This is a genomic window from Paenibacillus sp. CF095 (genome assembly GCF_900101225.1).
Taxonomy (GTDB): Bacteria; Bacillota; Bacilli; order Paenibacillales; family Paenibacillaceae; genus Paenibacillus.
Genome location: NZ_FMZN01000001.1, coordinates 2,943,726 through 2,956,540, shown reverse-complemented (window position 1 = coordinate 2,956,540; position 12,815 = coordinate 2,943,726). Strand labels below are relative to the sequence as shown.

9 protein-coding genes are annotated in these 12,815 nt (G+C 44.9%); all 9 read left to right on the top strand.

The genetic code is table 11. From position 1 onward, the window contains the following. Window positions 1-37: 37 nt before the first annotated feature. The 9 genes from BLS69_RS12825 to BLS69_RS12785 all read left to right on the top strand — a co-directional run bounded on the left by BLS69_RS12825 (window position 38) and on the right by BLS69_RS12785 (window position 12,702). Window positions 38-703, top strand: a complete 666-nt coding sequence (locus BLS69_RS12825) for an SGNH/GDSL hydrolase family protein (RefSeq protein WP_091031983.1) — start codon at window positions 38-40, stop codon at window positions 701-703. A 12-nt stretch (window positions 704-715) separates the two neighbouring features. Beyond that, window positions 716-1,597, top strand: a complete 882-nt coding sequence (locus BLS69_RS12820; RefSeq protein ID WP_091031981.1) for an SMP-30/gluconolactonase/LRE family protein — start codon at window positions 716-718, stop codon at window positions 1,595-1,597. Window positions 1,598-1,868: 271 nt separating this feature from the next. Next, on the top strand, window positions 1,869-2,207 hold the full coding sequence (locus tag BLS69_RS12815; protein ID WP_062323243.1) for a VOC family protein: 339 nt from the start codon (window positions 1,869-1,871) through the stop codon (window positions 2,205-2,207). 320 nt (window positions 2,208-2,527) lie between these two features. After that, complete coding sequence (locus BLS69_RS12810; RefSeq protein ID WP_091031978.1) at window positions 2,528-5,608, top strand: X2-like carbohydrate binding domain-containing protein; 3,081 nt, start codon at window positions 2,528-2,530, stop codon at window positions 5,606-5,608. Between the two features lie 269 nt (window positions 5,609-5,877). Then, window positions 5,878-7,425: a response regulator transcription factor gene (locus BLS69_RS12805; RefSeq protein WP_091031977.1), complete on the top strand. Its 1,548-nt coding sequence runs from the start codon at window positions 5,878-5,880 to the stop codon at window positions 7,423-7,425. An 18-nt stretch (window positions 7,426-7,443) separates the two neighbouring features. Beyond that, window positions 7,444-9,213: a cache domain-containing sensor histidine kinase gene (locus BLS69_RS12800; RefSeq protein WP_091031974.1), complete on the top strand. Its 1,770-nt coding sequence runs from the start codon at window positions 7,444-7,446 to the stop codon at window positions 9,211-9,213. A gap of 350 nt (window positions 9,214-9,563) precedes the next feature. Beyond that, the gene (locus tag BLS69_RS12795) at window positions 9,564-10,847 is read left to right on the top strand and encodes an extracellular solute-binding protein (protein ID WP_249911817.1); all 1,284 of its coding nucleotides are present in this window, start codon (window positions 9,564-9,566) and stop codon (window positions 10,845-10,847) included. 141 nt (window positions 10,848-10,988) lie between these two features. Further along, window positions 10,989-11,879 (top strand): carbohydrate ABC transporter permease, encoded by an 891-nt coding sequence (locus BLS69_RS12790; RefSeq protein WP_036610887.1) that lies wholly within the window; start codon window positions 10,989-10,991, stop codon window positions 11,877-11,879. Then, complete coding sequence (locus tag BLS69_RS12785; RefSeq protein ID WP_062833750.1) at window positions 11,872-12,702, top strand: carbohydrate ABC transporter permease; 831 nt, start codon at window positions 11,872-11,874, stop codon at window positions 12,700-12,702. The genes BLS69_RS12790 and BLS69_RS12785 overlap by 8 nt, the downstream gene beginning before the upstream one ends. The last annotated feature ends 113 nt before the right edge of the window (window positions 12,703-12,815 follow it).

Sequence of the window (12,815 nt, the reverse complement as noted above, 5' to 3'; positions counted from 1 at the left end):
CTTATATTAGCGCTTTAGAGCGAAGGAGAAAATGAAGATGAAATTGCAGAAAAATGACAAGCTTCTGTTTATCGGCGATTCGATTACGGATTGTGGTCGGCAGCATCCTGTAGGCGAAGGCAGTTCAGGTCTGGGCCATGGTTACGTAGCGCAAGTCTATGCGCTCTTGCGCTCCATCTATCCGGAATTGATGTTGCGTGTCCAGAATGTGGGTAATGGTGGAAATACGATTCGTGATCTGAAACAGCGCTGGGATCGTGATGTGCTGGACCTTAAACCGGACTGGCTGACGATCATGATCGGTATTAACGATGTATGGCGTCAGTTCGACAACCCATTATCAACAGAATCACATGTGTTTCTTGAAGAATACGAATCGACATTGCGTGAACTGGTGGCTTCGGTTCGTCCCAACCTGAAAGGTCTGGTACTGATGACTCCTTATTATCTTGAGGCCAATCCGGAAGACCCGATGCGGGCAACGATGGATATCTACGGAGAAGCGGTACGCAGGGTAGCCAGTGAGTATGATGCGGTGTATGTGGATACACAGGCTGCATTTGCTCCATTTTGGGATCATTTCTATACGTCTGTGTTGACTTATGACCGGGTACATCCGGATGCAACGGGCCATATGGTACTGTCCAAAGCATTCTTGGATGCCATCGGATTCGAATGGTCAGGCGGCGTCAAATCTGAATAAGGACGTGATGGCATGAGCGACGTAACTGTAGCAGTACAAACCCCGGCATTATTGGGGGAAGGTCCAAGCTGGGATGCGGAGAACAATCGATTATTGTGGGTAGATATTGAAAGTTTTAAGGTGCATGTGTATGATCCGGCTACAGGGCAGGATCAGGCTTATGATGTCGGTGAACATGTCGGGGCTGTTGTTCCCTATCGTGGTGACGAAGTTTTGGTTGCTTTACGCAGTGGATTCCATACGTATCACTTGCATACGGGTGAGCTGCAAGCCATTGAGAACCCCGAACAAGATAAGGATACCAATCGTTTTAATGATGGAAAATGTGATGCGAAGGGCCGCTTCTGGGCAGGCACGATGAGCATGAATAATGAAAGCAAAGCCGGATCGTTGTATTGTTTGGAGCAAGGGCAGCCCGTTCGCACAATGGTACAAGGTGTGTCTACATCCAATGGCCTGGGCTGGAGTCCGGATCGGCAGAACATGTATTACATTGATACCCCGACACGTTCTATTGACCGGTTTGATTTTGATCTGACGGCAGGTACGATACAGAATCGGACAAGTATCATTCACATACCGGAGGAATTCGGTTTTCCGGATGGGATGACGGTTGATGGTGAGGGCATGCTGTGGGTTGCGCACTGGGGCGGAGGAAGAGTCACTCGCTGGAATCCTGATACATCAGAACTGTTGCAACAGATCGAGGTGCCGGCAGATCAGGTAACATCCTGCTGTTTTGGGGGACCGGATCTCGAAGAGTTATACATTACAACAGCACGTATAGGGATTAAGGAAGAACGTCTGAAAGAGACACCGGATGCGGGCTCACTTTTTGTCATCAGACCGGGGGTTAAAGGGCAGGAGACTCACGCTTATGGTAGCCAGCAATAAACAGGTGCCAGTCATGCAGTGAACCTTAGTGAACCTCTGCCTGGTTTGCCAGGTAAGAAACGATTTCATTTTTTACTCTTATATAAAATGTCAAAAGGTGCTGTTCTAACAGCATCTTTTTTTGTTGATTTAGATTATCGTCTGTATAGAACAAAAATAAAACGACTTTTCATTGAAGTAACGGACCGAACACTTCCATTTTGTGGTATTATTTGGATTGAAGATAAAGCTCTACGGAGGACGCATTAAATATGTAGGAAAGGGTGTAATTATGAAATTAAATCATCTGAACCTAACAGTTACTGATGTTCCAGCTGCTCGCGAGTTTTTAGAGACTTATTTTGGTATGAAATGTGAAGGTACGAGAGGAAACGCATTTGCAGTTATGTTTGATGATGAAGGCTTTATTCTCACTCTAATGAAGGGTAAAAACGTACTCTATCCAGTGACTTTTCATATCGGATTTCCCCAACCGACCGAACAAGAGGTTGACAGAATATATAGTCTTTTGAAAGACAATGGCTTTGAAGTAGACGCACCTAAACATGCACACGGTTATACTTTTTATGTTGAAGCCCCTGGTGGATTTACTGTTGAAGTCTTGTGTTAATCTATATCCCATTGAAGTCGCTATTTTAGCGGCTTTTTTTGTTGTATAAACAAGTTTAAACACTGAAAATATTTTACAAAAATCGGAATTTCGACAGAGGGGTTTGGAGATTGCCAGCGAATGTTATTTATTGAAAGTATTATCCAGATAACCACGAATCAAGAACAATTATGTAAGCGCTTAACAATGTGGCTGAAAGGGGGTGAGGCTTCTTGTATCAAGGGATGCATTGATTCGTCTGGCACGCCATCATCAGCACGATGAGACAGCGGGGATAGACCGAAATGCAGTAACGAAGTAGAAGAGGAGGATAAGTTGATATGAGAACGTTTATGGGTAAATTGCGAATGATGAGCCTGACGGTTGCCGTAGTAACCGCTTCGCTGGGAGGACTTGCTGGAACGACACTGGCGGCACCAAGTGAAGCCTATGAGTGGAAAAATGTGGTGACGGGTGCAGGAGGCGGGTTTGTACCGGGCATTATTTTCAACGAGTCGGAAAAGGATCTGATCTATGCCCGTACGGATATCGGGGGAGCCTATCGCTGGAATGCGGCTGACGAGAGGTGGATACCCTTAACAGATTTTGTTGGCTGGGATGACTGGAACAAGAATGGTGTGGATGCACTGGCTACGGACCCGGTTGATCCCGATCGGGTGTATATGGCAGTTGGGACGTATACGAATTCGTGGGACCAAAATAATGGCTCCATCTTGCGCTCTACGGACCGGGGAGATACATGGCAAACCACAACACTTCCATTCAAAGTGGGTGGCAACATGCCGGGACGTTCAATGGGAGAACGCCTGACCGTGGACCCAAATGATAACAGTATCCTGTATTTCGGTGCACGAAGTGGTCATGGGTTATGGAAAAGTACAGATTACGGTGTGACCTGGACCGAAGTCACAAGCTTCCCGAATCCGGGAAATTATGTGCAAGATCCTTCGAATGAATATACCAGTGACATCGTAGGTCTGGCATGGATTACGTTTGACAAAACAACAGGTTCGGCAGGGCAAGCAACCCAGACAATCTATGTGGGTGTTGCGGATAAAGCTCAAAGCGTGTATCGCAGCACAAATGGCGGCCTGACCTGGTCAGCAGTTGCTGGTCAACCTACAGGTTATATTCCGCATCATGGTGTGTTTGATTCAGACGGAAGCCTCTATATTACGTACAGCGATGGTGTTGGACCGTATGATGGGGAAAAAGGTGACGTGTGGAAACTGAATACATCGACAGGTGTCTGGAGCAACATCAGCCCTGTTCCAAGCAGCAGCACGGATAATTATTTTGGATATGGCGGATTGGCTGTTGATGCACAGAATCCCGGTACATTGATGGTCGCTACATTGAATTCCTGGTGGCCGGATGCCACCTTGTTCCGCAGTACAGATGGCGGAGCAACGTGGACACGCATATGGGAATTTGAAGGATATCCGAACCGGAAGTTGCGTTATACACAGGATATTTCGGCAGCGCCATGGCTCACATTTGGCACCAATCCTGCCCCACCCGAAACAACCCCAAAATTGGGCTGGATGATCGGTGATCTGGAGATTGATCCGTTTGATTCGGATCGCATGATGTATGGAACAGGTGCTACGATCTATGGAACGAAGAACCTGACAGACTGGGATGATGACGAAAAAATCAATATTTCAGTGATGGCGAAAGGGGTTGAGGAGATTGCCGTACTGGATCTGATCAGCCCGCCAAGTGGTGCACATTTGATAAGCGGAGTGGGGGATGTCTCCGGATTCCGTCATAACAATCTGGACCAGGCGCCAGCTACCATATTTACGAGCCCGAACTATTCTTCCACAGAAAGTCTGGATTTTGCAGAGTTAAGTCCAAATACGATGGTTCGCGTAGGTAAAGCAGATTATGCTGCTGATCCAAATGCAAAATCCATTGGTTTGTCCAGTGACGGAGGTACTACGTGGTATAAGGCCAATGCAGAACCTGCTGGCACAACCGGAGGAGGGACCGTAGCCATCTCTGCGAATGGTAACCGACTCGTATGGAACACATCAGATAAAGGTGTACATTATTCGACTGGCGGCAATTCATGGACGGCAAGCACGGGGATACCTGCACAGGCAAAAGTGATTTCGGATCGTGTCAATCCAAACAAATTTTATGGATTTGCAGCCGGTAAAATCTATGTGAGTGTGAATGGTGGTGCTACTTTCACGGCCTCACCTGCGACCGGACTTCCGATGGAAGGAAATGCCGATCTGGATGCCGTTCCAGGCGTTGAAGGCGAACTCTGGTTTGCTGGTGGTAGTGAGGAAGAAGGTCCTTACGGATTATGGCATTCCACGGATTCAGGAGCGACATTCACGAAGCTTGCCAATGTAGAGGAAGCAGACAGTATCGGATTTGGTAAAGCGGCCCCTGGGCAAAACGTTGTTGCGTTATACACGGTTGCACAGATCGATGGAACACGTGGATTCTTCCGCTCCGATGACGGTGGGGCTAATTGGGTTCGTATCAATGATGATCAGCATCAGTATGCTCGTGTAACCACTATTACGGGTGATCCGCGTTTGTATGGAAGAGTATATCTCGGAACAAATGGCCGCGGAATTTTATATGCTGACCGTGTTGGAGGTAACAATGGCGGTGGAGACGGCGGGGGTACACCGGTGACCAACTCTGTGATTACACCGGTTACAGCCGAATTTGATCGCAAAGCAGGCAATCAGGTTAATATTCCAGTCACGTTAACGCTGAACGGCAATACACTTGTCTCCATTCGCAACGGGAATGCAACGCTGGTTTCAGGTACAGATTACACGTTGACAGGCAATGAGGTCGTATTAAGTAAAAACTACCTGGCTTCACTGCCAAATGGCGCAGCGGCGCTAACCTTTCAATTCAGCGCAGGCGCTCATGCGACCTTGAATCTGCTCATTAAAGACACGACAGCTGCACCTGTTGGAACCATACGCATTGAGATGTTTAACAGCAACACTTCAGCGACGGGCAGCTCGATTAGTCCCAAATTCAAACTGACAAATACGGGTATTACAGCTTTGAATCTGTCTGATGTGAAAATCAGATACTATTATACGATAAACGGTGAACAGCCTCAGAACTTCTTCGCTGACTGGGCGACTGCTGGCAGTTCGAATGTAACAGGCATGTTCAGTGCACTCAATCCAGTTCGGACAGGTGCTGACCACGTGCTTGAGATTGGATTCACAGCTTCCGCTGGAACTCTGAATGCAGGACAAAGCACGGAAATCCATACGCGCATCTCCAAGAACAATTGGACCAACTATACGCAAACAGATGATTATTCTTTTGCAGGTAGTCAGACTTCCTATACGGACTGGTCCAAAGTCACCGGTTATATCGCGGGAAGTCTCCAATGGGGAATTGAACCATAAGTGAGTGATTTAACGAAATAGGATTGAAATAGGGGTCCTGATTCGCCAAATGATCAAATGGCGAGTCGGGGCTTCTTATTTTGTCGAAATATAGTGTAAACTATAGATAGTTACCATTGCTTAAAGGATCATTTTAAGATATAAAAAGATGTACAATCAATTTAAAATTAATGTAACCGCTAACACTGGAAAGTGTTTATAACCGATATATAATAGTTGGTATAGCCTGTACAGATATAGAGGAAAGATTAGACAAGGGGGTCGCGATCATGAACCGGTTGTGCAAGGTGCTGATTGTTGACGATGAGTTTCTGGTAAGACAGGGCATAAAGCACCATATGAACTGGGAAGCGGAAGGATTTATCATTGTGGGTGAAGCTTCCAACGGTGAAGAAGGATTACAGCAGGTGAACCTGTTAAAACCGGATATTGTGATCACCGATATTGTCATGCCTGTCATGGATGGCGAAACGTTTGTCCGTACACTAAAAGCCAGTAATCCGCAGATTGAAGTTATTGTACTTAGCAGCTTCAGTGAATTCGAGTATGTACGTTCAACGCTTCAGCACGGGGCAGCCGATTATATACTGAAACCCAAGCTGGATACAAATGAATTATTGCAAGTCCTTCAACGCACAGCGGGTAAAATTCCGGAGCTACAGTTCGAGCCGTCGCACGATGGCTGGAGACTTGGGCAACTGATGGAGAAGATGCTGTCCGGATTTACACTGGATGAAGATAGCGAAATGCCGATGATTCGAGATACCTTTCCGTATGAATCCTTTCGCTTGCTTGTGTATAAACCCGTGGGTGCTGTGGGAAATCCACTGAAGATGGATCAGGAACAGATTGAATCCAAGCTCAGGAGCGATCTGCCTGAAGTAGAATGTGCAATGGTTCCCGCAGAGGGTACATTACCTGTAATGCTTCTTAATGTCGATCCTGCGAGAGATGAATGGATGCTTGAACGGATCAGACAGTTGGCCAGTGAAAATGCAGCAGGAGAAGGCAGTCCTGGTTGGGTGCTTAGTGAAAGCTTTACTTCATTTGAACAGATGGGTGTTGTTTACCGGGAACATCTGATTAAGCTGATTGAATATCGCTTCTATTATAAGGATCGACCAATCCTGGTGTATGGTGAACTGCCTCCAATGCATCCCGCAGGTTACCAGTTTAATGTGAATATGTTTTTGCAGCATGTGAAGCGTAACCGGGTCGAAGCGGCAAGGGAGTATTTACAGGATCATGCAAAAACACTTGGACGGGATTATATTGCCGATGTGTTTGAGATCAAATCATTTCTCGGTAACTTGATCTTCAACGTGACCATTACCCTCGCGGATATGGATGTCCAGTCCGCCGGGCTGGAAGAGAGCAAATATACGTATTTTAAAAATGTGGACGGGGCTTCAAGTCTGGACGAAGTCATGACTGTGCTTGACCAATTCATGACCGAAGTTCAGGAGTGCACCGTTGGTGCGGGTGGAAAACGAAGTGATCCCAACATGAAGATGCTGCTGGATTACATGCATGAGCACTTTGATCAGCCTCTAGGGCTTGCTGAAGTAGCCAAGCATTTTCATTTTAATCCATCGTATTTATCCAGTTATTTCTCATCTCACAAAAAAGAAGGATTTAATGAATACTTAAATAAAATTCGGATAGAAAAAGCCGAGGAACTGCTCCGATCCGATGATGTAACGATCTCTGAGATTAGCAGTATGGTAGGCTATTCCGATCATAGTTACTTTTGCAAAGTGTTCAAAAAATTCACTGGATTATCACCAAGCCGATACCGGCGCAAATTCTGGGCATAAAGTCAGAAGGATAAGATCATGAAGAAATGGATGAACCAATTATCTCGTCTCGGATTGTTTCCCAAGTTGTTTTTGGTTATGGTGGTCAGTATTGTCCTCGTTTCTGTACTCATCTTATGGACGACCATTCACATGTCAACCAATCTGTTTACTGAGACGTTCAGTATCACAAACTCTAAGGTGCTTAATCAGATCAAGACAAATTTTGAATCCTTTAATGAGGCCATTGCTGCCGTATCGAATAATGTGACGCAGAGTGGATCGATCCGAGGATTCCTGTCCGAAGGAGATGCCGATTCCCTCACGATGGCCAAATCCTTCTATAATATGAGGGAAACGATGGATCGAATTCAATCCATAACCGAATCCTACGAAGTAGGGATAACAATTATCGGGATTAATGGACGGAGCTATTCCACGAATCGTGCTCACCTTCAGTTGTCCGTGGATGAATTGAAGCAAGAGCCAATTACGATGGAAGCAGCTGAGACGCCCAGTCGTCTTATCTTTGATGATTACCAAAACGAGGCAACGATCGGGAGTCAGCAGATGATCTCTGCGACGAAAGCGTTGACGGACCGAACACGCAGCCGAATATACGGTACGCTCTATGTCACGATGAGAGAAGACATATTCCGGCAATTTTACAGCAGCTTTACAAGTCGTGGCAATGATGTGGTCATTATGAATGAAAAAGGTGAGATTGTATCATCGAATCGTGAAGACTGGATCGGAACAACTCAGCTGGATTTGCTATCGTATGCCCGGGATATGAACAACAACTCTCCGAGAAGTATTAATGCTCGTGTGATGGATCAGGATAGCGTTGTGCTATCCGAGTATCTACCGTTCTATCGGTTTTATATTGTCAATGTAGTGGATAAGGACCTGGCGATGGGTCAACTTATCGACATGAAGACGGTTGCCCTGATCTGTGCAGCTATCGTTGTGGGGGCACTCATCCTTGTGTTTCTCATCACCAGCCAGATTACCAAGTCACTGCGCAGACTTGTGAAGCAGATGTCCAACATTACAAAAAGTGATCTGGACAACTACATTCCGGTGAGTGGAAGCTACGAGAGCAGGCAGCTTGGTCATGCTTACAATTACATGCTTGATGAACTGCATGATTATGTGGATCAATTAGTACAGACACAGCATGAACAACGCAACGCAGAGCTTGCGGCATTACAGAGTCAGATTAATCCTCACTTCTTGTACAATACACTTGCATCTGTCAAAGTTCTGGTGCAACAAGGCAACAAAGACAGGGCTGCGGAGACCATTAACGCATTAATTGGATTGCTGCAAAATACGATCAGTGATGTGAGTCAGACGGTTACAGTGGAGCAAGAAGTCGAGAACTTGAAAAATTATGTCTTCATTAATCACGTCAGATATGGTGGCCGGATTAAAGCAGCTTTCTACGTTGCTCCGGATTGTACACACTATCATGTACCCAAACTGGTGATCCAGCCGTTTATCGAGAATGCATTTTTCCATGGATTTATCAAGAAAGAAACGGGTACGATTCATGTCATGGTTTCCAGAGCGGGAGAATCACTCATCTGTGAGATTATGGACAATGGTGATGGAATTGAAGGGCTTGTCATGGGAGAAACATTGCCCAATCCAAAGAACAATCGTCAACTATTCAGTGGTATCGGTATTCGCAACGTACATGACCGTATTGAGTTATTATATGGTTCACCTTACGGTGTCACGATTATGAGCAATGTCGGTGAAGGGACGAGAGTAACGGTTACATTGCCTTTAATCACGAGTTGAATTGAAACCCGATTCGATTGAATACACTAAAATCGAGATCCCTCGCTTCTGTTTTCTACAGAGCGGGGGATTTTCACGTGTCAGAGGTAAAGCGGGTGAAATCATTTTTGTACTATTTCAAGATCAAGAAATTACAAAATCAAAAGAAATTACAAAATACTAAATTTAATGCAAACGGTTTCTGTAAAGGTTTTCATTGTGGCAATAAGATGACAAATCCGTACAAAATTATTACTAACGAATGGAGATATGGGAATGATAAGATGAATACATCGAAAGCAACCGCTTTCAGAAAACGTAAACAAATTACACACAAAGAGGTCGAAGGGGAGTTGAATGTTTTGAAAAAAATGTGGGTATTGATGCTCGTTACAGTACTGCTGTTGTCCGCATGTTCATCCGGTGGCGGAGGTAATTCCGCTAGTGGTGGTGGCGAAAAAACAAACGAAATTACGGTCTGGGCTTGGGACAAAGCTTTTAACGTAGCTGCAATGGAAACAGCAAAAGAAGCATATCAAAAAGCAAATCCTGATGTGAAAATTAACATCATTGAATACGCTCAAGCTGATATCATTCAGAAACTGAACACAGGTCTTAACTCCGGAACTGCCAGCGGTCTTCCAAACGTAGTTCTGATTGAAGACTATCGTTCACAAAGCTTCCTGAATGCATATCCTGATGCGTTCAAAGATCTGTCTTCCAGTATCACGGCTTCCGATTTTGCAGATTACAAACTCGGACCAACAGCGTTTGATGGCAAACAATACGGAGTACCATTTGACTCCGGCGTTGCTGGTTTGTACTACAGAACAGACCTGCTGGAGCAAGCTGGCTACAAAGCAGCTGACCTGCAAGACATCACTTGGGATGACTACATCCAAATTGGTAAAGACGTAAAAGCTAAAACAGGTAAAGAGCTTCTTTCTCTTGACCCGAATGACCTTGGTTTGATTCGTATGATGATCCAAACTGCAGGTAAATGGTATTCCGCAGAAGATGGTAAAACACCTGACATTGCTAATAATGCTGCTCTGAAAGAAGCGTTTATTACTTACAAAGCAATGATGGATGCCAACATTGTTAAATTGCACTCTGACTGGAGTCAATTCGTTGCCAACGCCAATAACGGTAGCGTAGCAACAATTCCTACAGGTAACTGGTTCTCACCATCTGTACGTCAAGAAGCTTCCCAATCCGGTAAATGGGCTGTAGCTCCAATGCCGAAAATGGCTGGTCAACCAAACTCTGTTCACGCATCCAACTTGGGTGGTAGCTCTTGGTATGTTATGAACAACGTTCCTGGTGCAGATCAAGCAGCTGATTTTGTAGCAAAAACATTTGGTTCTGACAAACAATTGTATCAAGATCTGTTGAACAACATCGGCGCAATTGGTACGTACAAACCAGCAGTTGATGGTGACGCGTATGCCAAAGCAGACGAGTACTTCGGCGGACAAAAAATCTTCACAGACTTTGCGAATTGGACGAAAGAAATTCCAAGCGTAAACTATGGTATCAACACATATGCCATTGAAGATATTCTGGTAGTAGAAATGCAAGCATTCCTGAACGGTAAATCAATCGATGACGTTCTGGCTGATGCACAAAAACAAGCTGAAGCACAATTAAACTAAGATACCCAAGGTAACTTATAGAACCCTAGGAAACATCGGAGCCGTCTCCCATGTCCGGCGCAAGTCGAACCGGATATGGCGAGAGGCTCCGTGGGTTCTACCCATGTTCCATGGAGAGAGAGGAGCCATACTGTGAAAGCCATGAATACAGGAGACAGTCTCCAAAAGAAAAATAATTTGACTGGATGGGCTTTTGTTTTGCTGGCTGTTGTCGGGATTGTTGCATTTTACTTCTACCCGATGATCCAAGCGCTGCTCTTATCGTTCAAGTCTGGTGTAGGAGCCAATCTTGAATTTTCGGGCCTTTCTAACTACAAAAGATTGTTAGTTGATACAACGTTCCGTACAGCATTATCGAATACATTTATCTACTTGATCATTCAAGTGCCTGTAATGATTATTCTCGGTTTGTTTATTTCCGTATTGCTGAATGACAGCACACTACGCTTCCGGAGCTTCTTCCGTACAGCGATTTTCTTGCCTTGTGTAACTTCATTGGTAGCGTACTCTGTTGTATTCAAATATTTGTTTGCACCAGATGGAATGGTGAATCAATTCCTTATGGGCTTGCACATTATTGGCGATCCAATTCAATGGATCACAGACCCGTTCTGGGCTAAAATTACGATCATAATCGCCGTTACTTGGCGTTGGACCGGATATAACATGATTTTCTATCTGTCATCCCTGCAAAACATCGATCAATCGATCTATGAAGCTGCAAGAATTGACGGAGCGAATGCTTTTACACAATTCTTCAAAATCACAGTACCTTTGCTTAAACCGATTATCCTCTTCACATCGATCACATCAACGATTGGTACATTACAAATCTTCGATGAGATCATGAATATTACCAAAGGTGGTCCAGGTAATGCGACCATGTCGATTTCACAATACATCTACAACCTTTCGTTCAAATATTCACCGGACTTCGGTTATGCAGCAACAGTGTCGTATTCCATCGTAATCTTGATTATTGTATTGTCCATCATCCAGTTTAAAGTGGCAGGTGATAATAAAAATGGCTAAAGCTAAAGCAAAACGGATTTTCACGTATGTGTTTCTATCCATCGTCGCCTTTGTATCCATTTTCCCTTTCTTCTGGATGCTGGTCAGTTCAACAAATGCATCAGTCGATGTCACCAAGGGTAGACTGCTGCCAGGTTCAGCTTTCATTGATAACTTCAACAAACTGATTGATTCGACAAATCTGGTACAGGCTCTCGGAAACTCGGCGATTATCTCTGTAATCTCCACTGTCTTGGCACTGTTTATTGGTTCCATGGCAGGTTATGGCTTCGAGGTATATCGCACGAAGTCCCGTGATGTCGTGTTTAATATCCTGTTGTTGTCCATGATGATCCCGTTTGCAGCGATTATGGTACCATTGTATCGTATGTTCGCAACAATCTCGGGAGTTGCACCGGTTATCGGAATCAACACGATGGCAGCAGTGATCCTGCCAACCATCGCAACAGCGTTCCTGATCTTTTTCTTCCGTCAGAACACCAAAATGTTCCCGAAAGACTTGCTGGAAGCTGGACGTATTGATGGTTTGAGTGAACTCGGCATCTTCTTGAAGATCTATATGCCAACCATGAAAACAACATATGCAGCGGCAGCAATCATTACATTCATGAGTAGCTGGAACAACTATCTGTGGCCACTCATTGTATTGCAAACACCTGACCAACAAACGATTCCGCTATTGATCTCAAATCTGGGTGCTGGTTATTCTCCAGATTACGGAGTAATCATGACAGCAATCGTTATTGCAACACTGCCTACAGCAATCGTTTTCTTCATCATGCAGAAACATTTTGTTGCAGGTATGGTAGGTTCCGTGAAGTAGTGAAAACAGCATAATCCGTGCAAATGACGGGTGCAGGAAAGAAGAGAGGGCGCTGTTATGGCGTACCTCTGTCTTTTTTGTGTATGTAAAGCAAAAGGAAATCCAGAGTAAAC

Coding starts and splice junctions, on each gene's coding strand:
- BLS69_RS12825 (WP_091031983.1), top strand. CDS start 38: ATGAAATTGCAGAAAAATGACAAGCTTCTGTTTATCGGCGATTCGATT.
- BLS69_RS12785 (WP_062833750.1), top strand. CDS start 11,872: ATGGCTAAAGCTAAAGCAAAACGGATTTTCACGTATGTGTTTCTATCC.
- BLS69_RS12815 (WP_062323243.1), top strand. CDS start 1,869: ATGAAATTAAATCATCTGAACCTAACAGTTACTGATGTTCCAGCTGCT.
- BLS69_RS12810 (WP_091031978.1), top strand. CDS start 2,528: ATGAGAACGTTTATGGGTAAATTGCGAATGATGAGCCTGACGGTTGCC.
- BLS69_RS12800 (WP_091031974.1), top strand. CDS start 7,444: ATGAAGAAATGGATGAACCAATTATCTCGTCTCGGATTGTTTCCCAAG.
- BLS69_RS12820 (WP_091031981.1), top strand. CDS start 716: ATGAGCGACGTAACTGTAGCAGTACAAACCCCGGCATTATTGGGGGAA.
- BLS69_RS12805 (WP_091031977.1), top strand. CDS start 5,878: ATGAACCGGTTGTGCAAGGTGCTGATTGTTGACGATGAGTTTCTGGTA.
- BLS69_RS12790 (WP_036610887.1), top strand. CDS start 10,989: ATGAATACAGGAGACAGTCTCCAAAAGAAAAATAATTTGACTGGATGG.
- BLS69_RS12795 (WP_249911817.1), top strand. CDS start 9,564: ATGTGGGTATTGATGCTCGTTACAGTACTGCTGTTGTCCGCATGTTCA.